18 protein-coding genes are annotated in these 22,655 nt (G+C 73.0%); 11 read left to right on the top strand and 7 right to left on the bottom strand.

The window, feature by feature from the left end:
- Positions 1-22 precede the first annotated feature (22 nt).
- Positions 23-958 (bottom strand): hydroxymethylbilane synthase, encoded by a 936-nt coding sequence (gene hemC, locus ACGFML_RS15315; RefSeq protein ID WP_393543820.1) that lies wholly within the window; start codon positions 956-958, stop codon positions 23-25.
- Between the two features lie 159 nt (positions 959-1,117).
- Between hemC and ACGFML_RS15310 the strand changes: the two genes are divergently transcribed.
- Positions 1,118-3,886, top strand: a complete 2,769-nt coding sequence (locus ACGFML_RS15310) for a hypothetical protein (protein ID WP_393543818.1) — start codon at positions 1,118-1,120, stop codon at positions 3,884-3,886.
- Between the two features lie 59 nt (positions 3,887-3,945).
- On the opposite strand, the gene ACGFML_RS15305 is transcribed toward ACGFML_RS15310, so the two are convergent.
- Positions 3,946-4,725, bottom strand: a complete 780-nt coding sequence (locus ACGFML_RS15305) for a VOC family protein (protein ID WP_393543816.1) — start codon at positions 4,723-4,725, stop codon at positions 3,946-3,948.
- A gap of 178 nt (positions 4,726-4,903) precedes the next feature.
- Here ACGFML_RS15305 and ACGFML_RS15300 point away from each other — a divergent pair, with 178 nt between their 5' ends.
- From ACGFML_RS15300 to ACGFML_RS15285, 4 genes are all read left to right on the top strand, one after another.
- Positions 4,904-7,318: a SpoIIE family protein phosphatase gene (locus tag ACGFML_RS15300; protein ID WP_393543814.1), complete on the top strand. Its 2,415-nt coding sequence runs from the start codon at positions 4,904-4,906 to the stop codon at positions 7,316-7,318.
- Positions 7,319-7,429: 111 nt separating this feature from the next.
- Positions 7,430-7,621: a hypothetical protein gene (locus ACGFML_RS15295; protein ID WP_393543812.1), complete on the top strand. Its 192-nt coding sequence runs from the start codon at positions 7,430-7,432 to the stop codon at positions 7,619-7,621.
- 108 nt (positions 7,622-7,729) lie between these two features.
- On the top strand, positions 7,730-8,236 hold the full coding sequence (locus ACGFML_RS15290) for a DinB family protein (RefSeq protein ID WP_393543811.1): 507 nt from the start codon (positions 7,730-7,732) through the stop codon (positions 8,234-8,236).
- A gap of 742 nt (positions 8,237-8,978) precedes the next feature.
- On the top strand, positions 8,979-9,524 hold the full coding sequence (locus ACGFML_RS15285) for a winged helix-turn-helix domain-containing protein (RefSeq protein WP_393543810.1): 546 nt from the start codon (positions 8,979-8,981) through the stop codon (positions 9,522-9,524).
- 117 nt (positions 9,525-9,641) lie between these two features.
- Here ACGFML_RS15285 and ACGFML_RS15280 read toward each other — a convergent pair whose 3' ends face one another.
- The 3 genes from ACGFML_RS15280 to ACGFML_RS15270 all read right to left on the bottom strand — a co-directional run bounded on the left by ACGFML_RS15280 (position 9,642) and on the right by ACGFML_RS15270 (position 12,348).
- Positions 9,642-10,685: an NAD(P)/FAD-dependent oxidoreductase gene (locus ACGFML_RS15280; protein ID WP_393543808.1), complete on the bottom strand. Its 1,044-nt coding sequence runs from the start codon at positions 10,683-10,685 to the stop codon at positions 9,642-9,644.
- Complete coding sequence (locus tag ACGFML_RS15275) at positions 10,682-11,212, bottom strand: isoprenylcysteine carboxyl methyltransferase family protein (RefSeq protein WP_393543806.1); 531 nt, start codon at positions 11,210-11,212, stop codon at positions 10,682-10,684. Before ACGFML_RS15275 ends, ACGFML_RS15280 begins: the two co-directional genes overlap by 4 nt.
- A gap of 65 nt (positions 11,213-11,277) precedes the next feature.
- Positions 11,278-12,348, bottom strand: a complete 1,071-nt coding sequence (locus ACGFML_RS15270; protein ID WP_393543804.1) for a type III polyketide synthase — start codon at positions 12,346-12,348, stop codon at positions 11,278-11,280.
- Positions 12,349-12,509: 161 nt separating this feature from the next.
- On the opposite strand from ACGFML_RS15270, the gene ACGFML_RS15265 reads away from it, so the two are divergent.
- A complete protein-coding gene (locus ACGFML_RS15265) occupies positions 12,510-13,376 on the top strand; it encodes a UbiA family prenyltransferase (protein ID WP_393543802.1) in 867 nt (288 codons plus the stop codon).
- A 101-nt stretch (positions 13,377-13,477) separates the two neighbouring features.
- Here ACGFML_RS15265 and ACGFML_RS15260 read toward each other — a convergent pair whose 3' ends face one another.
- The gene (locus tag ACGFML_RS15260; RefSeq protein WP_393543800.1) at positions 13,478-15,178 is read right to left on the bottom strand and encodes a hydrogenase maturation protein; all 1,701 of its coding nucleotides are present in this window, start codon (positions 15,176-15,178) and stop codon (positions 13,478-13,480) included.
- Between the two features lie 324 nt (positions 15,179-15,502).
- On the opposite strand from ACGFML_RS15260, the gene ACGFML_RS15255 reads away from it, so the two are divergent.
- From ACGFML_RS15255 to ACGFML_RS15235, 5 genes are all read left to right on the top strand, one after another.
- Positions 15,503-15,970: a hypothetical protein gene (locus ACGFML_RS15255; RefSeq protein ID WP_393543798.1), complete on the top strand. Its 468-nt coding sequence runs from the start codon at positions 15,503-15,505 to the stop codon at positions 15,968-15,970.
- Between the two features lie 89 nt (positions 15,971-16,059).
- Entirely contained in the window at positions 16,060-16,662 is a 603-nt protein-coding gene (locus ACGFML_RS15250; RefSeq protein WP_393543796.1) for a carbonic anhydrase, read from the top strand.
- 14 nt (positions 16,663-16,676) lie between these two features.
- The gene (locus ACGFML_RS15245; protein WP_393543794.1) at positions 16,677-18,131 is read left to right on the top strand and encodes a SulP family inorganic anion transporter; all 1,455 of its coding nucleotides are present in this window, start codon (positions 16,677-16,679) and stop codon (positions 18,129-18,131) included.
- 225 nt (positions 18,132-18,356) lie between these two features.
- Positions 18,357-19,718: a PP2C family protein-serine/threonine phosphatase gene (locus tag ACGFML_RS15240; RefSeq protein WP_393543793.1), complete on the top strand. Its 1,362-nt coding sequence runs from the start codon at positions 18,357-18,359 to the stop codon at positions 19,716-19,718.
- 326 nt (positions 19,719-20,044) lie between these two features.
- Entirely contained in the window at positions 20,045-20,491 is a 447-nt protein-coding gene (locus tag ACGFML_RS15235) for a nitroreductase family deazaflavin-dependent oxidoreductase (protein ID WP_393543792.1), read from the top strand.
- An 18-nt stretch (positions 20,492-20,509) separates the two neighbouring features.
- On the opposite strand, the gene ACGFML_RS15230 is transcribed toward ACGFML_RS15235, so the two are convergent.
- On the bottom strand, positions 20,510-22,492 hold the full coding sequence (locus ACGFML_RS15230; RefSeq protein WP_393543790.1) for an ABC transporter permease: 1,983 nt from the start codon (positions 22,490-22,492) through the stop codon (positions 20,510-20,512).
- Between the last annotated feature and the right edge of the window lie 163 nt (positions 22,493-22,655).

Below are 22,655 nucleotides of genomic sequence, written 5' to 3'. Positions count from 1 at the left end.
CCCTCTCCGCCCGCAGCCGCCCTCAGTGCGCGATGTCGTCGATCAGCTCACGCGCGCCCTGACGCAGCAGGGCCACCGCCACCGACGTCCCGAGGGTCTCGGGAGTGAGCGGGCCGGCCCACTCCTGGGCATTCAGGACCGTCTTGCCGTCGGGGGTGAACACACAGGCCCGCAGGGCGAGTTCGCCGCGCCGGTCGGTCGTCGCATAACCCGCGATGGGGCTGTTGCAGTGCCCCTGCAGCACATGCAGCAGCATGCGCTCCGCGGTGGTCTCCCGGAAGGTCGCGGGGTCGCCGAGGCCGCTGACGGCGTCGATGGTGGCGGTGTCGTCCTCGCGGCACTGGAGGGCCAGCACCCCCGCGCCGATGGGCGGGCACATCGTCTCCACCGAGAGGATCTCGCTGATCACATCCGGGCGGCCGATGCGCTCCAGCCCGGAGACCGCCAACAGCAGCGCGTCCGCCTCGCCGGCGGCCATCTTCTCCATCCGGCGGTTGGCGTTGCCGCGCATCGGAACGCACTGGAGGTGCGGATGGGACGCGGCCAGCTGAGCGATGCGCCGCACGGACGAGGTACCGATCCGGGTCCCGTCGGGCAGTTCGTCGAGGGTGCGGCCGCCCGGGTCGATCAGCGCATCGCGGATGTCGTCGCGCTTGAGGAACGCCGCGAAGATCGTACCGGCGGGCAGCGGACGGTCACCGGGGATGTCCTTGACGCAGTGCACCGCGAGATCCGCCTCGCCGGCGAGCAGGGCGGCGTCGACCTCCTTGGTGAACGCGCCCTTCCCCTCGACCTGCGACAGGGCGCCCATCCAGCGGTCACCGGTGGTCTTGACCGGGATGACCTCGGTGGCGGTGCCGGGGTGCAACTCGCGGAGTTCGGCGCGGACACGCTCCACCTGGGCCAGGGCCATGGGCGAGTCACGGGAGACGATACGGATCAGCTCTGGGGCGGACATGTCGCCACGATAGACCTTCGGGCGAGGCGATCTTCGGTGGGCCCGTACCGTGGCGCGGAGCCTTCCGGGACGGGCGGCGCGGTGTCAGAATGTCCGCCCTACTCCCGGCCATCCCTCGGGGCGTCCATGGCGTCGAACGAACTCGATTCCCATATACCCGTGTTCCGCGGAGCGGGACATCTGCTGCGCCTGACAGCCGATCTGGTGCGCCGGCCACGGCGCCGCGAATGCCCCGAGCCGGTACGGCACCGGGGCGTGGCACAGGGCCGCGAGGGCCTTCCCGTGGTCTGTCTGGTCAACGGCGGCAGCCATACCCAACTCGCCAAGGGCATCAGCTACTTCCTCAGTCACGCCGACCCCCGGCGGGTGCCGCACGTGCTGCACGACCTGGCGGGCGACACCGGGGACCCCGAGTCGGTCGAGGCGGTGCGGCGCACGCTGGAGCGGCTGGCGCAGGGCTTCGCACGCAGCGTCAACGGCAGCGACGGCCGGGTGCGGTTCCGCCGCTTCGGGCTCGTCAACTGGCTGGCGCAGCCGCGCGCGGGCGGCGGACCGGACTCCGTGGAGGGCGGCGTGGAGGGCGGCGACCACTCCTTGCTGCAGGGCCTGCGCGAGCGGGAGTTCCGCCGCCGTCGGCCTTTCGGACTGCTGCGGTCCCCGGAGACCGAGCTGGCGGTGGACGGCCATGTGCCGTGGTGGGTGTGGCTGTTCGCGGTGCATGTCTTCCCGCTCGCGTGGTTCCGGGTGCGCCGCGGTCTCGGCCGCGAGTACCGGTGGCTGCTGAACCAGCCGTACCTGGCGCCGCGCGACCCGGGCACCTTCATCGGGTTCGCCGAGCGGCTGACCCCGCCCCACAACCAGGTGGAGGACCCCGAACAGTTACGCAAACTGCTGGTCAACGCCTTCCTGGAGGATCTGCGGGTGGCGTTCCGGCGGCGGATCTGGCGGCCGCGGACGGCACGCCGCACCGCGTACTGCGTGGCGCTGCTCGACGGTACGGACGCCGGGAACTGCGGCTATGCGCTGATGCAGGCGATCGTCGACGTGCGCAACGAGACCGGTGCCTTCGACCCGTTGCTGGTCATCAGCTGCGGCGCCCAGCCGCCCCCGGCCGGCTCGCCGGTGCGCGCGGACTGGGGCCACCGCTCGCTGTGGGAACTGACCGACCGGCTCTACGGCGGCTGGCGGGACACCTTCCTGCACACCGGCCGGGCCCGCAACCGTTCGCCCTGGTACCTGCCGGTCGCCGTCCCTGAGCTGATGGTGGCGTCCGACGATCCGGAGCCGCGGGCGCGCTACGAGCTGACCCGACGGCTGGAGGTCGGCCAGGACGCCCGGCTGCGGATCCCCGAACCGCCGCTGTGGGCGCGGCGGGTGGTGTCCGTGGTGGTGGCGTGCGGGGTGCTCGCCGCGCTGCTGGGGGCGGGCGGGCTGGTGTTGCGCCGCGAGAACGCGTACCGGCAGGCGCACTGCGGGCTGGGCCGGTTCGAGGACGACGCGGACACCCTGCGCACCGCGGAGACCGGGGAGTGCATCGGCGTGTCCCGGCACGGCTTCACCTTCCACTCCCCCGACCCGGCGCTCAACGAGACCCTCGCCAGGATCGCGGAGCAGAACGGCCGCGCCGATGCCGCGCACCGGGCGGCGCCGGAACGCCCGTTCGTCACACTGATCCATCTGTCCGCGCTGCTGAGCAGTACGGGGCGGGCCACGGGCCAGCTCGCCTACGGGCGCGAGGCGCTTCAGGGGGCGGCGAGCGCGCAGTCCCGGCAGCTGCGCAGCACCGGCGGCGCGGAGCCGATCCTCCGGATCTTCCCCGCGAACGCCGGCTCCGGGATGCGCTTCGGTACCCGGGTGGTGGAGATGCTGGAGGGCCTCAAACGGCAGGATCCGTCGATCGTCGGGGTCACCGGGCTGGACCAGAGCCGGCAGGCGACCAACCGGACGATCCGCGAACTGACCGAGGTGGGGCTGCCGATGGTGGCCACCACGCTGTCCGCGGACTCCCTGGTCCGGCAGTCCCCGATGTACTTCCAGGTGTCGCCGCAGAACGCCCGGGAGGCGGCGGTCGCGGCGGCGTACGCCGCTCATGTCACACGGACCTCGGGGAAGAACCGCGAGCGGCAGGTCCGGGTGGTCGGCTCGGCCGACCCGACCGACACGTACAGCAAGACCCTGGCCGACGATGCGGCGCAGCAGTTCCGGACGCGCGGTTTCCGCGTCGAGAAGGTCACCTACACCCCGCCGCCGGCGCCCGGCGGCGAGCCGGTCTCGGACGCACCCGGCGCGGGGGCCGTGGGCCGGCAGACCTGCTCCTACCCGGGGCTGGTGTTCTTCGCCGGACGTTCGGAGGACTTCGAGACGCTGCTCGGCGGGATCAGCGAGTCGTGCAACTCGGCGCCGCCGCCGCTCATCGGTGGCGACGACGTGGCCCGGCTCGCGGCCGACCCGGAGCGCCGCACGCACTATCCCGGCATCTCGTACGACTTCATGGACTTCACCCTCGGGTCGGCGCGCTGCGACGGCACCAGCGAGCTGTACGCGGAGATGAGCCGGCTGTTCCCCAAGGAGTGTGCGAAGGTGCCCAGTTCGTCCCTCGACGGCCATGCCGCGCTCGGCTTCGACGCGGTCAAGCTCTACATCAACGCGGTCAAGCAGCTGCGGGAGGAGGCCGCGGGCATGCCGTTGACGCCGCCGGCGGTGTGGCATGCGATCAGCGGGGTGCACGGGGACGAGGCGCTGGACGGCGCGAGCGGCATCATCAGCTTCGGTGGCGATGTGGACCGCCAGGTCCCGCTGGACAAGCTGCTGTCGATCCAGCACATCGACGAGAAGGGCAGACCCGCCCAGGCCGGTTTCTGCGGGCGGGTCGGCGGGCGCCGGCAGGCTGCGTGGTGCCCGGAGCTGGAAGCGGAGAAGGGCCGGTGACCGCTCGGGGCGGGCCCGGGTCCGGCCACCGCCGGCCGGACCGAGCCGACCGCGCCGGGCTACCGGGCGGAGACGGTGAAGAGGCCGCCGTCGGGGTCGCGTACGACGGACTGGACGCCGGAGCCGTCCGGGCTGGGGGCGATCGGGGTGACCGTGCCGCCCGCGTCCGCCGCGGCCGCCGTCACCGCTTCTATGTCACGGACCGGGAAGTAGACATGCCATCGGGGGCGTACCCGCGGGTCCGGCGCGGCCTCGACGGCGCCGCCGCGCAGAGCGGCCACCGAGTGCGTGCCGTCGCTCACGATCACCTGGTCGTGCTCGTAGGTCACATCGCAGCCCCCCGGTCCCTCGGACGCCCAGTCGAAGACCTCGGCGTAGAAGATGGCGGCCTCGAAGGCGTCGCGGGTACGCAGTTCCAGGCAGACCGGAGCCTTGCCGTGGCCGACCGACCAGGCCATGGTCTGGCCCTCCCAGAAGCCGAAGGTCGCGCCGTCGCGGTCGGCGGCGAGGGCGGCGCGGCCGGGGCCGAGTTTCAGCGGGCCCACGGCGACCGTCGCACCGCGCTCCCGGATGCGGGCCGCAGTGTCGTCCGCATCGGTCACCGCGAAGTACGAGGTCCAGGCCACCGGTATCTGGAAGCTGGGGGCCAGCGCACCGATACCCGCGACCGGCTCCCCGCCGGAGAGCGCGACCGAGAACTCCTCACCCAGGCTCGCCGGCCGGAATCGCCAGCCGAGGACCGCGGAGTAGAACTCCTGGGCCGCCTTGAGGTCGCGGGCCATCAGACTGACCCAGCAAGGGGCTCCACGCACGGGAACGATGGGCTCATGGGGGGACATGAAATGCTGCCTCCTCGTACTCACCGCCCCTTCCCACTCTGCCAGCGACACGCGGGGGCGGCGACCGCGGCCGTTGCACCCACTCGGCGTACGCGGCGTCCGCAGGCCCGCCAGCGCGGTTGTGCCGGTCTTGATCAGGCTCGATGCTGTAGGTACTTAACCGGGCTGGGTTGATGCCATGAACGCATGGAGTGCGGTGGAGAGCGCCGACTTCCGTGGTCCCCTCGACGTCACCAGGGCGGCCACAGTGGTGCTCGATGCCCGTGACCTGGTCATCGGGTGGAGTCCGGCGGCCGAGCGGCTGCTCGGGTACACCGCGGACGACATCATCGGGCGCCCGTTGGAGGTTCTGCTGCCGTCCGCGCCGGCGGGGACCGCAGGGACCGCAGGGAGGTCGCCGTCGGCCCAGAAGGCCGGAAGCGTGGCCCGCACGGCCCTGCACCGCGACGGGCGGCTGTTGTCGGTGGCGACCTCGGTCTGCCTGCTGGCCGACACCGCCGGTACGGACGGGACGCCCGCGCGGGTGCTCGTGGCGGCCGAGCTGGACGGTCTGCGGGTCTGGGAGTCGCGGCAGTCGATGCTGCACGGACTGGCCACCCAGTCGCCGGTGGGCCTGGCCATCTACGACCACGATCTGCGGTTGACCTGGTTCAACGCCACGTACAGGCGGGAGATCGGGCTGCCGCTGCGGGAGTTCATGGGCAAGCGGGCCGACGAGCTCTATCCGCGGGGCGAATTCGTCACGGAGGGGTATCCGAGCGGCCTGCGGGCGGTGATGGGGCGCGTACTGGACACCGGTGAGCCGCTGCTCGATCTGCACTTCGTCGGAGCGCTCCCCACCGACCCGGGGACGGACCATGTGTGGTCGTGCTCCTACTACCGGCTGCAGGACGCCGAAGGCCGGGTGCTGGGGGTGTGTGAGGACGCCTTCGACATCACCGAGCGCTATCAGGCGCAGCGCCGGCTGAACCTCCTGGTGGACGCGGGCGGCCGGATCGGTACCACGCTCGACATGGCCGTCACCGCACGGGAGATCGCCGAGGTGGCGGTGCCGGGGTTCGCCGACGCCGTCAGCGTGGATCTGGTCCAGTCGGTGCTCGATGGGGACGAGCTGGCACCCGGTGGCGGACTGCCCTCCCTCGTCCGGGTCGCGGCGCGGCAGGACGGCAGGACGACGGGCGGGGAGCCGGGAAGCGCGCACCGCGTCGCCTATCCGCCCGGTTCGCCGCAGTATCGCAGCCTGTCCTCCGGTGGGCTGGTGCTGGAGGAGGGCACGATGGTGGTGCCGCTGCGGGCCGGCGGCACGCCGCTGGGCCTGGTCACCTTCGTCCGCGGTGCCCATCCCTCCGTCTTCGACCGCGGTGAGATCGAGCTGGCCGACGAGCTGGTCACCCGTACCGCGGTCTGCCTCGACAACGCCCGGCGCTTCACCCGCGAGCACGCCGCCGCGCTCACGCTCCAGCGCAATCTGCTGCCGCAGCATCTGGCCCCGCAGTCCGCCGTCGACCTGGCCTACCGGTATCTGCCCAGCGACGACCGGGCCGGGGTGGGCGGCGACTGGTTCGACGTCATCGGACTGTCCGGGGCCCGGGTCGGGCTGGTCGTCGGGGACGTGGTGGGCCACGGCCTGCAGGCGGCGGCCACGATGGGGAGGATGCGTACGACCGTGCGGGCGCTGGCCCGGCTGGACCTGTCCCCCGACGAGCTGCTGAGCCGGCTGGACGACCTGGTCGGAGCGACCTCGGACGACCGGACGAGCTCACCGGGCACGGACACGGACGACGATCTGGCCACCGGCGTGACCTGCCTCTACGCGATCTACGACCCGGTCTCGCGGCGCTGCACCATGGCGCGGGCCGGGCACCTGCCACCAGCGGTGATCGACCCCGAGGGTGTGCTGTCGTTCCCGGATCTGCCGGCGGGCCCGCCGCTGGGGCTGGGGGGCCTGCCGTTCGAGTCGCTGGAGGTCGAGCTGCCGGAGGGCAGCCTGCTGGCGCTGTTCACCGACGGTCTGGTCGAGGGGCGCGACCGGGACATCGATGCGGGGCTGGAGACGCTGGGCCGGGTGCTGGCCGACCATCGGCGGCCGCTGGACGAGCTGTGCGACCGCGCGGTGACCGAGCTGGTGCCCGGCGGGACGGCGGCCGACGACTCGGCGCTGCTGCTGGTCCGCACCCGGGAGCTGGGTGCCGGGCAGGTCGCGGCCTGGGAGCTGCCCGCCGAGCCGGAGGCGGCGGGCCTGGCCCGGGAGCTGGCCACCGGGCAGCTTCGGGAATGGGGCCTGGAAGAGCTGTCGTACGCCACCGAACTGGCGGTGAGCGAGCTGGTCACCAATGCCGTACGGCACGCGTCCGGGCCGTTGCAGCTGCGCCTGCTGCGGGACCTGACGCTGCTCACCGAGGTCTCGGACACCGGGCACACCTCGCCCCACCTGCGGCACAGCGCAAGCGACGACGAGGGCGGCCGAGGACTGTTCATCGTGGCGCAGCTGGTCCAGCGGTGGGGGACGCGCTACACGCCGTACGGCAAGACGATCTGGACCGAGCAGTCCTTCCCTCCGCTGTATCCGGGGGCACCGCGCCCGGTCGGCTGATCTCCCCGGCCGCATCCGCCCGCGGTACGCCGTGCGGGTGTCCGGAGGCGGGCCGATGATGGAGTCAAGCGACCGCCCAGGCACTCGGTGGGCGCGGAACGAGGAGGACCTGTGACGAGCAACGGCAGTAAGAGCGCGGCCGAGCACCGGCCGACGGAGCTGTACACGGGTGGTGAGCGGCCCTTCGACCCGGAGGACCTGGTGAAGGCGTCGGGACGGGAGCCGACGCCGGCAAGCCTGGAGTGGGCAAAGCGCCTGATCGACGAGGAGGGTGCCGCCGCCATCGAGCGGTATCTGCCATGACGGTGTCCGCTGTGGCGGAGTCCGGCGTGGCGATGTCCGCCGGTACGGCCTGATCCGCGGTGCCGTACCGGCACTCGGCGCGGACCACCGCCGGATTACTGTGGCGCGATGACCACCGAACGCATCGATCCGCCCCGGCTCGCCGGTGAGCGGGAGACCCTCCGCGCCTACTTGGACTTCCACCGCGCCACGCTCGCCATGAAGACCGACGGCCTCGGCGACGAGGAGCTGCGGCGCCGCTCGATGCCGCCGTCCACGCTCTCCCTGCTCGGCCTGGTGCGGCACATGGCGGAGGTGGAACGCACCTGGTTCCGGCGGGTGATCAGTGCCGAGGACATCCCGTTGGTGTGGTCGGCCGAGGGCGACTTCCAGGTGGCGTACGACGCGAGCCGAGCCACCCGCAAGGAGGCGTTCGACGCCTGGCGGACGGAGGTCGAGCACGCCCGGCGGATCGAGCGGGAAGCGGAGTCGCTGGAGGTGACGGGCTATCAGCCACGGTGGGGCGAGGACGTCTCGCTGCGGATGGTGATGCTGCACGTGATCCATGAGTACGCCCGGCACAACGGCCATGCGGACTTCCTGCGGGAGGGCATCGACGGCGTGGTGGGCGCCTGAGGGCGGCGGCGGTCGCGGGGGGGCGGCCCTGGGCGCGCGGTACGCCACTGCCGCGGAGCGGCCGTCCCGGCGCCGCCTGATCGGGAGGGCGCTCCCGGCGGACGTCGAGTCGATCATGACGCTTTCCGCACCCCGTTCATCTCTCAACGATTCGTAAATGTCGGCCAATTCAGCACGTTTTTTCAGCCACTACGGAGTGGCTTTGAAGCCACTCCGGCTCGCGCCGCCCTGGCGACCCCTCGCGTGAAACTCGCGCGTTCCAGCCACCTTCCGCGCCCCGGGCCGGCGCCGCGTCCGCACCGCAGCGGCGCCCTTGATGCATTCCTGGCGCGTCCCTGATGTCTTTGCATGATTGCCGTCCGTCGTACATCGAAAAGTCACCCTCGAAAGCTAGAGGACAGTCATCTGACGGTGCGCCAGGTCAGCGCGAAAACGACTTGAGAACAACCGTGATTAGCGGACGCTACTTTCCGGAAGCATGCGATCACATGTAGCGTTCGTCAGGACCTGAGCCGTGGCATCGCACCACGTCACGGCTGACTACGGGCCTGGGCGCGCGCACGCTTCCGGCACGAACGGAGCTATGACCCCATTGGCCACACCTGCATCACAAGTGCCGGTGGGCCGTGCCGCATCGGGACTGCGTCGCCCTCGTCCCGCAGTACCTGCACACACCGAACGTCGAGCACCGCCATGTCTCTGTCCGTACACGCCTGCTTTGCAAGAGGAATGGGCCCAGATCATGCTTATGAACTCCTCGACGACCCTTGTCTTGCGACCAGAGTCAGAGTTCGGCCTCCCGGCCGCCGCCGCCCCCGACGACGGACCTCCCCTGGCGGTCGACCGGCTTCCCGACGGCAAGTGGCAACTCACCCTGCACGACCTCGAACCCGTCTCCGTGCACCGGTTGCCGGACGAGGTGCACATCATTCTGGCGCCGCCCTGCGAGGAGCCCACGGGCCCCACCTCGGCAAATGCGCCGGCGCCACCCACGACGACACCGCCCGATCCGATACAGATCGATACCGCAGCCCGCACCGTATCCATTGAAGGACGCCAACTCAGCCTGCCCCGGCTGGAATTCGACCTGCTCGCCCACCTGGTGCTGCACCCGCAGCGCGCCTTCACCAGGCAGCAGCTGATGGACGCCCTCTGGCCCACCTGCCGGTCCAGCGCCCGCACCGTCGATGTACACATCGCCCGCCTGCGCCGACGCCTGGGTCCAGGACGGCGCGACGCCATCAGTACGGTGTTCGGTATCGGTTACAAGTACCTGCCCTCGGTATAGACGGCCGGTTATCTCACCTCCGGGGTCGCTATCCGGCCTCCCGACCCGCACCGGCGCCCCCCGTCCGCCGGTGCGGGTCCGGGGCACCGGCATACCCCGGACCGTGTCCTTCGCACGTCATTCGAGGGCGTGCACCGCCGCGGCGAAGACCGACGGCAGCCGGGCCGCGGCCGGGACGATCAGCCGGGCCGCGGAGGTCCGGCCGCCCGCGCGCACCAGCGCCTCGGTCAGCAGCCGGTGGCGCCGCGACAGCCGTCGCCACTCCCCCTCGTACACCTGCGGTCGGCCGCCGCGCAGACAGCGCACGGCCGCCTCCGCCGACGCCAGCGCGAGGGCGATGCCCTCCCCGGTGAGCGCGTCGACATAGCCCGCCGCGTCCCCCACCAGCAGCACCCGGCCCGCGCATCGGCGACGGGCCCGCTGCCGCAAGGGGCCGGCCCCCCGGACGGCGGTGGCCGGCGGCCCGTCCAACAGCGCGGCCAGACGCGGAAATCCGGCCAGATGAGCGTCGAATCCGCGCCGTGCCGTGCTGAGGACGGCCACGCCGGTCAGCTCCGCCCCGACCGGTGTCACATAGACCTCGCCGCGGGTGGCCCCATCCGCCGACCCCGCCGCCGACCAGTGCACCTCGACGCAGTCCGTCCAGGGCCGCATCCGGTAGTGCCGCCGGAGTCCGAAGCGCCGGGCACGCGCCACGGGCAGGTTCAGGCCGAGGGCGTGCCGGACGGGCGAGTGCAGGCCGTCCGCGGCGACGAGCCAGCGCGCCCGCAACCCCGCGGCGGTCACCGAATCGGCGCTCTGGCGGACCTCCCCGACCCGGCCGCTCACGACCTTGACACCGAGCTCGGCGGCGCGCCAGGACAGGGCGGCATGCAGGACGGTACGGCGTACCCCCAGGCCGGTGCCCGTGCGGAACGGCGCCTCGGCCCGGTGCCACCCGTCGACATAGCGGATGCCCCGCAGCGGATGCCCGTCGCCGGCCAGATCGACCCCGAGCGCCGCCAGGGCGCGTACGCCGCTGGGCATGATGCCCTCGCCGCACGCCTTGTCGACCGGCGCGGTGCGCGGCTCGATCACCACGACCTCCATGCCGGCGAGCGCCGCGTGGACGGCGGTGGCCAGCCCGGCGGGACCGCCGCCCGCCACCAGGAGGTCGATCACCGGACGGGTCCGGGCACGGCGTGCGGGCCCGTCAGCGCCCGGTTCTCACAGCGGATCCGCACGGTGAGCAGCCCCGCGTTGAGCAGCCCGAAGACGAGCGCCGTCAGCCAGGCGCCGTGGACGAGGGGCAGCGCGAGCCCCTCCGCCACCACCGCCACGTAGTTGGGATGGCGCAGCCGGCGGTACGGGCCCCCCGCCACCAGTGGCAGGCCGGGCACGACGAACACCCGGGTGTTCCAACGGGGGCCCAGCGTACGGATGCACCACCAGCGCAGCGCCTGCGCGGCCACCACGACGGCGGTCATCGCCCAGCCCGTTGCGGGGGCGAACGGGCGCCCGGCCCACCAGACCTCGGCCAGACACCCGGCGAGGAGTCCGGTGTGCAGGACGACCATGGCCGGGTAGTGCCCGCGCCCGGACTCGACGGCGCCGCGGGCCAGACTCCAACGTGCGTGACGGCGTGCGACGCGGAGTTCGGCGATCCGCTCCGCGCCGACGCCGAGCACGAGCAGTGCGTACCAGGTCATGTCCGCCCTCCGTTCCGGGTCCCGTCGTTCCGTCGCCGTCGCCGTCGTTCCGTCGCCGTCCGCCCCTACCAGCGGAGCAGCACCAGCTCGGCGCAGAATCCCGGGCCCATGGCGAGCAGCACGCCCGGCGTACCGGCCGGCGGGCGGCGTTCGGCGAGGGTGTCGCGCAGGACGTGGAGCACGGAGGCCGAGGAGAGGTTGCCCACCTCCGCCAGTGAGCGCCAGGTGACGTCGAGGGCGCCGCCGGGGAGGTCGAGCGATTCGGCCACCGCCTCCAGGACCTTCGGCCCGCCGGGGTGGCACACCCAGGCCGAGATGTCCGAGCGGCGCAGGCCGTGGTCGGCGAGGAAACCGTCGACGTCATGGGCGAGGTTCTTGCGCACCACATCCGGAACGGCGGCGTCCAGCACGACGCGGAAACCCGAGGCGCTGATGTCCCAGCCCATCACGTGCTCGGTGTCCGGGTAGAGCCGGCTGCGGGTGGCGATGACCGTCGGACCGGGCACCGCCGCGCCGGCGGCCACCGTTCGGCGGGCGCCGCACGCCACCACGGCCGCCGCGCCGTCGCCGAACAGGGCGGTGGCGACGAGATTGGCCGTCGAGGCGTCGTCGCGCTGGAAAGTGAGGGTGCACAGCTCGACGCAGAGCAGCACGGCCACCTCGTCGGGGTGGCCCAGAAGGTAGTCGTGCAGCCGGGCGATCCCGGAGGCGCCCGCCACACAGCCGAGGCCGAAGACGGGCAGCCGTTTGACGTCGGGGCGCAGCCCGAGCCGTCCCACCAGGCGGGCGTCGACGGAGGGCGCGGCGATGCCGGTCACCGAGGTGACCATCAGCAGATCCACATCGCGCGGGGACAGCCCCGCCGTCGCCAGCGCCGCGCCGACCGCCTCGATGCCCAGGCTCACCGCCTCCGCGATGAAGACGTCGTTGACCGCGCCGAAGCCGTCGAGAGCCGCGTAGTCGGCGAGCGGCAACGCCATATGGCGGGTGTCCACCCGCGCACCGCGGTGCAGCCGGTCGAGGGCCCGGCGGTCGGCGCCGGCGGGCAGACAGGTCCGGGCGACCATGTCGGTGATCTCCCGTTGGGCGTGGCGGTGCGGGGCGAGGACGCCGTGGACGGCTGCGATGCGGGTCATCTGGTTCCGGCTCGGTGGGACGGGCGGGACCTTGCCAGTGATGCCCGGGGCGGATGCGGTGCGACACCGCCCCCGGCCGAAGTCGCCCGTCCGGCGGCAGAAGTCGGGGGGCCTGCATGCCGTGCGGCCCCGCGGCCGCTGCCCGCATCTAGTTTGGCCGGGTGCACGCCATCGAGAACGGGGCCACGGGCTCGCTCCGCCGGCCGGTGCGGGCGGTGTACTGGCTGCTGCGGGCCTGCCATCCGGGGCCGACCGCGGCGGTGACCCTTCTGGTGGGCGGGCTCGCGGTGGCCGCGGGCCGGAGCGGGCCGCAGGCGCTGTTGATGACGGCGGCGGTGCTGGCCGGGCAGCTGTCGGTCGGCTGGAGCAACGACGCCGTCGACGCGGCGCGGGACGCCGTCACCGGACGGCGCACCAAGGCGGTGGTGGCGGGCGAGGTGAGCGCGGGGGCCGTACGCGCCGCGGCCGTGGGCGCCCTGACGCTCTGTCTGCCGCTGTCCTTCGCCTGCGGGCCGCTCGCGGGCACGGTCCATCTCCTCGGTGTCGCCGCCGGTTGGGCGTACAACCTGGGGTTGAAGGCCACCGCCCTGTCCTGGCTCCCGTACGCGGTGGGTTTCGCCTCCCTCCCCGCCTTCGTCGCGCTGGGGCTGCCGGGCCGCCCCTGGCCCGCCTGGTGGTCGGTCACCGCGGCGGCACTTCTCGGGGTCGGAGCGCATCTGGCCGATGTGCTGCCGGACATCGCCGGTGATCTGGCGACGGGGGTACGCGGCTGGCCGCAGCGGCTGGGGCGGCGGCGGGCGGCGCTGTTGCTGCCCCTTCCGCTGGTGGCGGCCACCGTGGTGCTGGTGTCCGGCGGGCCGGGGCCGGCGGGCGCCACCGGACTCCTCGCCGTCGTGGCCTCGGTGGCGGTGGCGGTCGGCGGGGTGCTGCTGGCAGGTGTCCGGCCGAAGGCGCCGTTCCTCGGGGCGGTCGTGGTCGCGGCGGTGGATGTCACGCTGCTGCTGCGCCAGGGGACGGGCTTCGGCTGACGGGCGCCGGGGCCGTGGTGGGCGCGGCGTGGTGGGCGGGGCGTGGTGGCGGGCCGCCCTGCGGACGGTGCAGGGTGCCGGGACCGGGGTCGGCCGCCCGCTCAGGTCGCGGTACGGGGTGCCGGCTCCTTGCGGACGAAGGCGCGTCGCAGGGCGTGGTAGGGCTGGTCCGGGTCGAAGAACTGGGGGTGCATCCGGGCCAGTTCGTCGGCCCGGTAGGCGGCGAGCGGGCGGAGCGTCTCGTCGCGGTCCCGGGCGGCCTTCTTGGCGGCGATCCGCGACTGGCAGGCGGGTGCCGCGGCCAGCCGGGCGGCGAGGCGGGCGGTCCCCTCGGTGAAGTCCTGTGGCGCGCAGTCGAGAAGCCGGTCCACCAGCCCCAGCCGCTGCCCGGTGGCGGCGGTGACCGGCAGCGCCCGCTCCATGAGGCGGGCGGCCGTCTCCGGGCCGGTCCGACGCGGCAGGGTGTAGGTCCAGTACTCGGATCCGTACAGGCCCATCAGCCGGTAGTGGGGGTTGAGCACCACCGCCGAGCGGCACCAGACCTCGTCGGCGGCGAGGGCCAGCATCGCCCCGCCGGCCGCGGCGTTGCCGCCGAGCGCGGACACCACCAGCCGGTCGGTGGTGGTCAGCACGGCGTGCACGAGGTCGTCCATGGCCTGGATGTTGGCCCAGGACTCCTGGGCGGGGTCGGCGGCGGCCTCGATGACGTTGAGGTGGATGCCGTTGGAGAAGAAGTCCCGGCAGCCGCCGAGGACCAGCACGGAGGTCGGCCGGGTGCAGGCGTGCCGGTACGCGGCGAGCAGACGGCGGCAGTGGCCGGTGCTCATCGCCCCACCAGGGAAGGAGAAGTGCAGGAATCCGACGGCACCGTCCTCGCGGTAGCGGATGTCGCGCCAGGTACGCGGGGCGTCCTCGACCCGGGAGTGGTCGGCCGGCTCCGCCGGGGCCGGGACCTCGGGCACGGGCGGCAGCCGGTCGCCCAGCGCCAGGGTCGCGGGCAGTTTGAAGGTGGCGGTCTCCCCCGGCTTCCGTGGCGCGCGCAACTCCGGGATCCACACCGCCCCGTCCGCGGTCGCGCGGCAGACGGCTCCGCAACGCGTGGCGATCAGGGCTCCGGGCTCGCCCTTCAGGGTGTCCTCGGGGTGACCGCCGTGCAGAAACCAGGTCGCGCCGAGGAGTTCGTCGCGCACGCCGGGCTGGGAGTCCGCGGCGCGCAGCTTGCGAACGACGGTCTCGGTCGGGTCCGTGTGCCAGTCGATACGGCGCGTGTCCTGGCGGAGGGGCGGCCGGGTGCGGCCGGGGGCCTCGGCGGCGGTGAGCGAGTGCTGCGGACGGGGCCGGTGGCCGCCGGCGGCGAAGCGCTCGACGGCCGTGCGGACCGCCATGACCGCCGCGTCCGCGATCTCGTTCCGGTACAGGTCGCTCTTGCCGACCGCGGGAACGGTGCAGTCGGCCGCGGCCCACACATCGCCCCCGTCCATCTCGGCGTTGGCCTGCAGGACCGTGACGCCCCAGCGGTCGGTGCCCAGGTGCACGGCCCAGTCCACGGAGGACGGCCCGCGGTCGCCGAGGGGTCCGGGGTGCACGATCAGGCAGGTGTACGCCGACCACACCTCCTGCGGAACGGCAGTCTTGAGCATCGGCGCGACGACCAGGTCGGGGGCGTGGCGGCGCACGGTCTCCAGGAGCGCGGTCTCCCGGGTGACGAGTTCCACGGCGAGGTGGTGTCCGTCGTCGGTGAGTTCGGCGAAGACGCGCTGCGTCAGGCTGTTGAACGCGCCGGCGATGAGCAGAATGCGCACGACAGACTCCCCTGGGGCTGATCTCGACGAGCGGCCGGCCTGATACCGCCGACCGGTCGCGATCGTTCCGCAGGTGCGGGAGCCGGTGGCCGGACCCGCGAACGGGGTCATCCGATCGGTGCCGCCGGGCGGCGGAACACCCCGTACGCATTACCCTTGATTGACATCGACTTGGTGAGTCTTTTACCTTCGAAGATCCGGTAGGCGTACCGGCACCACGCGCCCCACGGCTCAATAATCACGAAAACATGGCGTCATTTCCTGTTATCACGTCGGAAACCTGATGGGTACAGTCTGAGACCACCCAGGTCGACACGGAGGGCGATGATGCGGAAGGGAACCGGCATATCCAGCACCACCGGCACAGCCGATGGGTCCCGCCTCTCCCTCCGCCGCCTCTGCCATCTCGCCCTCACCGCCGTCGTCACCGTCCTCGCGTTCGCCCTCGCCGGAGCGGCCGCCGCACCCGACGCGGCGACGCCCGCACTGCCGGTCACCGCGCCGCTCAAGGCCACCGGTACCGCCACGGTCGTCAGCGCGGCCGAGGACACCTGCGAGGAAGGCTCCGGGCACGAAGCCGAACGCGACACCGAACGCGGCCAGCCGCGACGTGTCGCGCGCAGCTCGGTCGGCGTCCCGCAGCACACCGGGCGGCCGCTGCCGCCCTGCCGCACCGACCCGACCTCCACACCCCCCGCCGCTTCCGGACCTCCGGCAGGCCGCAGATCCGCACCGGCCGCTGAGGCCGGGCCCCGCCAACTCCCCGTACTCCACTGCGTCTTCCGCTGCTGAGGGCGCCGTGGCGGCCTGCCCCGCCACTCGCGCACCGCACGTTCCCGCCACCCCCGCGGTGGCACCACTCATCAGCAGGAGACCTCCTCGTGGAGACCTTCATCCAGCATGCCCGCGGCCGGACGGCCCGGATCGCCGAACGGAGTGAGGAGCGAGAGGCCTACGGCCGCCTCGCCGACGGGCAGTCCCCGCTCGCCCTCTTCATCACCTGTTCCGACTCCCGGGTCGTGCCGTCCCTGATCACCGGGGCGCAGCCCGGCGAGCTCTTCGAACTCCGCACGGCCGGCAACGCCGTGCCCGTCTACCAGGAAGGGATGGCGGCGTGTTCGGAGGCCGCCACCCTCGAGTACGCGATGCGTGTCCTGGCCGTCGCCGACATCGTGGTCTGTGGTCACTCGCACTGCGGGGCGGTCGGCGCGAAGGCCCGGGACGAGGACCTCACCGGGGCCCCCGCCGTACGGGACTGGCTGGCCCAGAATCTGTCCGACGAACTGCCCGGCGCCGACGAACCGGCACTCACCGCCGCGGTACAGCGCCACGTCAGCGAACAGCTCGACCGGCTGCGCGGATACCCCTGCGTACAGGAGCGCCTGGCGGCCGGCGAGGTCACCCTGCACGGCTGGTTCTACGAGGTGCACACCGGTGCGATCTCGGTGCACCAACCGGCCACCGACGCGTTCCTCCCCCTGTGAAGGCGGGCAGACTGATGCGGAAACACCTCATGTCCTACCGGGCGGACTTCACCGCCTCCATCGTCGTGTTCCTGGTCGCCGTTCCGCTGTGTGTGGGAGTGGCGGTCGCCTCCGGCGTCCCGGCCGAGTTGGGCCTGGTCACCGGCATCGTCGGCGGCCTGCTCACCGGACTGCTGCCGGGCAGCAGCCTCCAGGTCAGCGGTCCGGCCGCCGGCCTGACCGTGCTGGTCTACGAAGCGGTCAAGACCTACGGCATAGGGGCGCTCGGGGCGCTGGTCCTGGCGGCCGGTCTCCTGCAACTGGCCATGGGCGCTTTCAAGCTCGGCCGCTGGTTCCGGGCCATCTCGGTGGCCGTGGTCCAGGGCATGCTCGCCGGCATCGGCCTGGTCCTGATCGCCGGGCAGTTGTACGCCCTCGCGGATGCCAAGGCACCGGGCAGCGGCCTCGCCAACCTCGGCGGGCTGCCCGACCTGGTCACCGACACCGTACGATCCGGCTCCGCACTGAACGCCCTCGCCATCGGTGCCACCACCATCGCCGTCCTGGTGCTGTGGCCCCGCTGGCGGCGTGCCGCGCGGATCCTGCCGGCGCCGCTGGCCGCCGTGGCACTCGCCACCACCGCGGTATGGGCGCTGGATCTGCCGGTGGCCCGTGTGCGGGTCAGCGGGCTGCTGGACGCCATCGCGCCCCCCGGCCTGGCCGACCTCGGCCGACTCACCGAGATCGGCGTGCTCGGCACGGTCCTGGCGTTCACGCTGATCGCCTCGGCGGAATCGCTGTTCAGCGCGGCCGCGGTGGACCGGCTGCACAACGGCCCGCGCACCGACTACGACAAGGAGCTGATGGCCCAGGGCGCCGGCAACGCGGTGTGCGGTGTGCTCGGCGCGCTGCCGATGACCGCGGTGATCGTCCGCAGCGCCGCCAACGTCCAGGCGGGAGCCCGCACGAAGGTCTCGCGCGTCCTGCACGGCGGGTGGCTGCTGCTGTTCGCGGCGGCCTTCCCGGCGGCGCTGGGAGTGGTGCCGATCGCGGCGCTGGCCGGCATCCTCGTCCACGCCGGCTGGAAGCTGATCCCCCTGCGCGAGCTACGGCCGCTCTGGCGCGAGCACCGCGGCGAGGCCGTCGTCCTGCTGGCCACCGCGCTCGCCATCGTCCTGGTCAACATGTTCGAGGGGGTCCTCATCGGACTCCTGATGGCCGTCGCCAAGACCGCCTGGGAGACCTCGCACGTGCATCTCGAGATCGAGACCCCGGACGACGACGGCCCCGTCCTGGTTCGGGCGGTGGGCAACGCCACCTTCCTGCGACTGCCCAAGCTCCTCGACCAGTTGGAGGCGCTCCCCGATGACCGGGACGTCGAGCTCGACCTCGGCGGTCTGCGCCATCTCGACCACGCCTGCGGTACGGCGCTGACGAGCTGGGCCGAGCAGCACCGCCGCAGCCGCCGGGCTGCGGAGCTGGTGTCCTGAGACCGTCCGCCCGCCTCCCGGCCGCTGCCACAGGCGGCGGCCGGGAGGCGGGCGCCACGGCTCCGGCTCCGGCCGACACCGACGCGTCCGCCGGTCCTGGCCAAGATCGTGGCCGAGATCCTGGCCGACTCGGGGCCGACTCGGGGCCGCCGGGCTGCGACCATTGCCGCCACGAAGAAGATATTCTTCGCAGACAGGGACAAAAATGCCCGATCAGTGAGGGATGTGTCGTCCCGAACGGCCCTGGCCGAGGACCGGTCGGTCGAGGTGGCCGAGGAGGTGCGCCGCGTGGCAGATGAGCAGGCTTGGTTGGGCGAGCTGTTGACATCCGTGGAGTCGGCGCCCCCGGAGATGGCCGTCTCCGTGCTGGCCCAGCTGCTGGCGAGAAGGCTTGCCGCGACCGAGGTGTCCTTTCTGATCACGGACCTCGGCGGCAAGGCCGTCGTGCGGCTGACCGGGGCCACTGCGGAGGGCGGGCCGGAGCAGCCGCGGCAGATCCAGTTGCGCGGCTCGGTCTACGAGCGGGTGGTCCGCTCCCAGCAAGCGCACGTCGCGAACGCAGAAGGGGCGGGAGAGGCCGGGTCCGGCCCGATTCAGGTCATCGCGCCGGTGTCCGACCGCGGGGATGCGATCGGTCTGCTGGAGCTGACGGTGCCCGCCCGCCCCGACCGCCGGACGATGCAGCTCATCGTCGAGGCCGCCCACGCGCTCGCCTACGTGGTCATCACCAACCGGCGCTTCACCGATCTGTACGAATGGGGCCGGCGCACCACACGGCTGTCGCTGGCAGCCGAGATCCAGCACCGACTGCTTCCCAGCTCCTTCACCTGCGAGGCCGGCCGGTTCATCGTCGCGGGAGCGATGGAGCCGGCTGCCGATATCGGCGGGGACACGTTCGACTACACGCTCGACCGCCATGCCCTGCATCTGTCTCTCACCGACGCCATGGGGCACGACGTGCAGGCGGCGCTGGTGGCGACCATGGTGGTGGGCGCCCTGCGCAATGCCCGACGGGCGGGCGGCAGCCTCCTCGACCAGGCCCAGGACGCCCACCAGGCCGTCGCGGCCTACGCGGACCGAGCCCATCAGGCGTTCACCGACCAATCGGAACAGGTGCGCGAGGCCGTCATCCGGCACGGTGGCCAGGTCATGGCCACCGGTCAACTGCTGCGTGTCAGTCTCGACACCGGCCGGACCACCTTCGTCAACGCCGGCCACGTCTGGCCGTTGCTCCTGCGCGAGGGGCAGGTCGAGGAGATCAGCCCCCTGGTCGACCTGCCGTTCGGGGTCACCCCGAACCCGGGCTACCAGGTACAGAGCCTCGACCTGCGCCAAGGCGACCGGCTGATCCTGCTCACCGACGGCATGCTGGAGCCCCACGGGACCGAAGCCGACCTGAGGGACCTGATCCGGCAGACCAGTACCTGGCACCCGCGCGACGCCGTACGCCTCTTCACCGAAACCGTCCTGGAACTCTCGAACCACGATCCCCGCGACGACGCCACCGTCCTGTGCCTGGACTGGCCCGCTCCCGACTCCCCCTACGCGGGTCCCAGGGCCGACGACAGGCAGACCACACCGTCCTGACCGGGCTGCCCGAACCCGCCGCCGTGTGCGCCGACGCCGTTCTCCGTACGCCGGACACGGCCCACAGCACCTGTCCCACGACGACGACCGCCGACCTGACGGGACGGCACACCTGGAGCCTGTCGTCGGTCTCGCGTCGTCCGCCGGTGGGCGGGGGCGCCGGGCCGGCCGGCCACCGGTCCACCGCGTCAGCGCGACACGAAGCTCCGCGGCGACGGGGATGATTGCGCCGGCCACGGTTGTTGAGCGAAGGTCATGGCTGCCGTTCGCGGCGCAGCCGCCGTGCCGGTGATGCCACGTGAGTCTTCGAGGATGGGACGGACAGCATGCCTCTTCAGGGTGAGTACGAACCGAGCCCGGCGCAATGGGTGCGCGATCAGGTCGAGTTGTACGAAGGCTCCGGCGGCAAGGAGGGGACGACGATGCGGGGCATGCCCGTCGTCGTCCTGACGACTCGCGGCGCGAAGAGCGGCAAGATCCGCAAGAGCCCGCTGATGCGGGTGGCGCACGACGGCGCCTACGCCGTCGTGGCGTCGATGGGCGGCGCCCCCAAGCACCCGGTCTGGTACCACAACATCGTCGCCGACCCCCGGGTCGAGCTCCAGGACGGCCCGGTGCGCCAGGACATGACAGCCCGCGAGGTCACCGGGGAGGAGAAGGCCCAGTGGTGGGCCCGTGCCGTCGATGCCTACCCCGACTACGCCGACTACCAGAAGAAGACGGACCGCCAGATCCCGGTGTTCGTCCTGGAGCCGGCGACGACCGGGCACTAGGCGGACACCCCCAGGGGCTCACAGGCCGACGAGGGTGACCTCGGTGGCCTTGACACTGGTCCAGACGGCAGCGCCGTCGGCCAGTCCGAGTTCGAGGGCGGCCTGCGGGGTCACCTCGGCCACCAGGTCGGGGGCTTGGGGCGAGGTGACGAGGATGCGCAGCCGGCTGCCGACGGAGGTGATCTCGCGGACCGTGCCGGGCCAGACGTTGCGGGGGCTGCCCGTGGGCCGCTCGAGGTGCACGGAGATGGCCTCGGGCGCGATGATCGCCAGCGCCCGGGCGCCCTCGGTGAGCCGGTCGGCGGTCACGAGATGTCCGCCTCCGGCGAGCGCGAGCCCGTCGGCGGCGGCGGTGCCGGCCCAGGCGTTGCGGCCCAGCATCCGTGCGACCCAGGGTGAGCGGGGGTGCCTTGTGACCTCGGCGGGCGGGGCGTCCTGGAGGGTGCGTCCCTGGTCGAGGACGAGGACCCGGTCGGCCAGTGAGACCGCCTCGACCGGGTCGTGCGTGACGATCAGACAGACGCCGCCGAAGCCCGCGAGGTGGCGGCGCAGGGTGTGCCGGACGTGGGCGCGGGTGGTCTGGTCGAGGGCGGCGAGCGGTTCGTCGAGCAGCAGCAGTCGGGGTCGGGCGGCCAACGCCCTTGCCAGGGCGACGCGTTGGGCCTGGCCGCCGGAGAGCTGGGCGGGCCTGCGATGGGCGAGGTGGCCGACGCCGAGCCGGTCGAGCCACTGCTGCGCGGCGCGGCGGGCCTCGGCGCGCGGGGTGCCGTGTGCGCGCAGCCCGTAGGCGGTGTTGGCCAGGGCGCTGAGGTGGGGGAAGAGCGCGCCGTCCTGGGGGACCCACGCGACGCCGCGGCGGTGCGGGGGCAGGCCGCCGACGTCGGTGCCGCCGAGGCGCAGCGCGGCGCGGGCGCGCGGGGTCAGACCGAGGAGGGCGCGCAGCAGGGTGGTCTTGCCGGCGCCGTTGGGGCCGACGACGGCGATGGTGGTGCCGGGATCGACGTCCAGGGTCAGCTCGTTGAAGCCGGTGACGTCGGCGTGCAGGGGCCAGTGCTCCAGGGGCGCGGGCGGCGCGTCGTCGGTGGGCCCCGGATCCGCGGGCGGGGTCGTCGGGTCGGTGTCGTCGGCGGCGCCCGCCGTACGGGGCGCGCGGTCGGAGCGGCCTCCCGTCCAGCGTCCGCGCAGCGCCACCAGGACGGCCATGGCGATGACGAGCAGCAGCAGCGACACGGAGGTGGCGGCCTCCGGGGAGTCCTGGAGCAGCAGATAGACCTGGAGCGGAAGGGTCTGGGTGGTACCGGGGAGGTTGCCGGCGAAGGTGATGGTGGCACCGAATTCGCCGAGCGCGCGGGCCCAGGTCAGCGCGGCTCCGGCGGCGAGCCCGGGGGCGACCATCGGAAGGGTGACGGTGCAGAAGACGCGTACCGGTGAGGCGCCGAGTGAGGCCGCCGTCTCCTCGTAGCTGGTGCGCAGTCCGGCGAGGGTGCCTTCCAGGCTGATGACCAGGAACGGCATGGCGACGAAGGTGGCCGCGACCACCGCGCCGGAGGTGTGGAAGGGCAGGGTCAGGCCGAACGTGCTCTCCAGCCAGGGGCCGAGGAGGCCGCGGCGGCCGAAGCCGAGGAGGAGGGCGACACCGCCGACGGTCGGCGGGAGCACCATCGGCAGCAGGACGAGGGAGCGCACCAGCACCTTGCCGGGGAAGTCGACCCGGGCCAGCAGCCAGGCCAGCGGCACCCCGAGAAGCAGCGAGAGCCCCAGTGCCCAGCAGGAGACGAGCAGCGAGAGGCGGAGCGCTTCGGTGACGCCGGGGCTGGTCAGATGGGTGCCGAGTTCACTCCAGGTGGTGCTGGCGAGGATGCCGAGCAGCGGCATCAGCAGGAACGCGATCGCGAGCAGCGCGGGCACGCCCAGCGCGAGCGGGGCGCGGGAGCCGGGCGTGCGGGGCTTCGCCGCGCGGGTCACCGCCGACGGCCGGGACGGCGTGCGCAGGCGTGTCATCGCGGGTTCCTGGGGTCGGGGCGGGGCGGGCGGTGCGGCGACGAGGGCGGCGCGGGGGGGCCGGCGCCCCCCCCCCCCCGCCCGGCCCCCCCCCCCCCCCCCGGGCGGGTAACGCGTGTGGGCCCCCGCGGCGCGGGGGGGCTTATGCGCCCCGGGGGGGCAG

The organism is Streptomyces sp. NPDC048650 (assembly GCF_043199095.1).
Classification (GTDB): Bacteria; Actinomycetota; Actinomycetes; order Streptomycetales; family Streptomycetaceae; genus Streptomyces.
The sequence above is the reverse complement of the archived record's forward strand: the minus strand, read 5'-3'. Positions and strand labels throughout refer to the sequence as shown.

Coding starts and splice junctions, on each gene's coding strand:
- hemC (WP_393543820.1), bottom strand. CDS start 958: ATGTCCGCCCCAGAGCTGATCCGTATCGTCTCCCGTGACTCGCCCATG.
- ACGFML_RS15305 (WP_393543816.1), bottom strand. CDS start 4,725: ATGTCCCCCCATGAGCCCATCGTTCCCGTGCGTGGAGCCCCTTGCTGG.
- ACGFML_RS15300 (WP_393543814.1), top strand. CDS start 4,904: ATGAACGCATGGAGTGCGGTGGAGAGCGCCGACTTCCGTGGTCCCCTC.
- ACGFML_RS15290 (WP_393543811.1), top strand. CDS start 7,730: ATGACCACCGAACGCATCGATCCGCCCCGGCTCGCCGGTGAGCGGGAG.
- ACGFML_RS15285 (WP_393543810.1), top strand. CDS start 8,979: ATGCTTATGAACTCCTCGACGACCCTTGTCTTGCGACCAGAGTCAGAG.
- ACGFML_RS15275 (WP_393543806.1), bottom strand. CDS start 11,212: ATGACCTGGTACGCACTGCTCGTGCTCGGCGTCGGCGCGGAGCGGATC.
- ACGFML_RS15270 (WP_393543804.1), bottom strand. CDS start 12,348: ATGACCCGCATCGCAGCCGTCCACGGCGTCCTCGCCCCGCACCGCCAC.
- ACGFML_RS15255 (WP_393543798.1), top strand. CDS start 15,503: ATGATGCGGAAGGGAACCGGCATATCCAGCACCACCGGCACAGCCGAT.
- ACGFML_RS15245 (WP_393543794.1), top strand. CDS start 16,677: ATGCGGAAACACCTCATGTCCTACCGGGCGGACTTCACCGCCTCCATC.
- ACGFML_RS15235 (WP_393543792.1), top strand. CDS start 20,045: ATGCCTCTTCAGGGTGAGTACGAACCGAGCCCGGCGCAATGGGTGCGC.
- ACGFML_RS15230 (WP_393543790.1), bottom strand. CDS start 22,492: ATGACACGCCTGCGCACGCCGTCCCGGCCGTCGGCGGTGACCCGCGCG.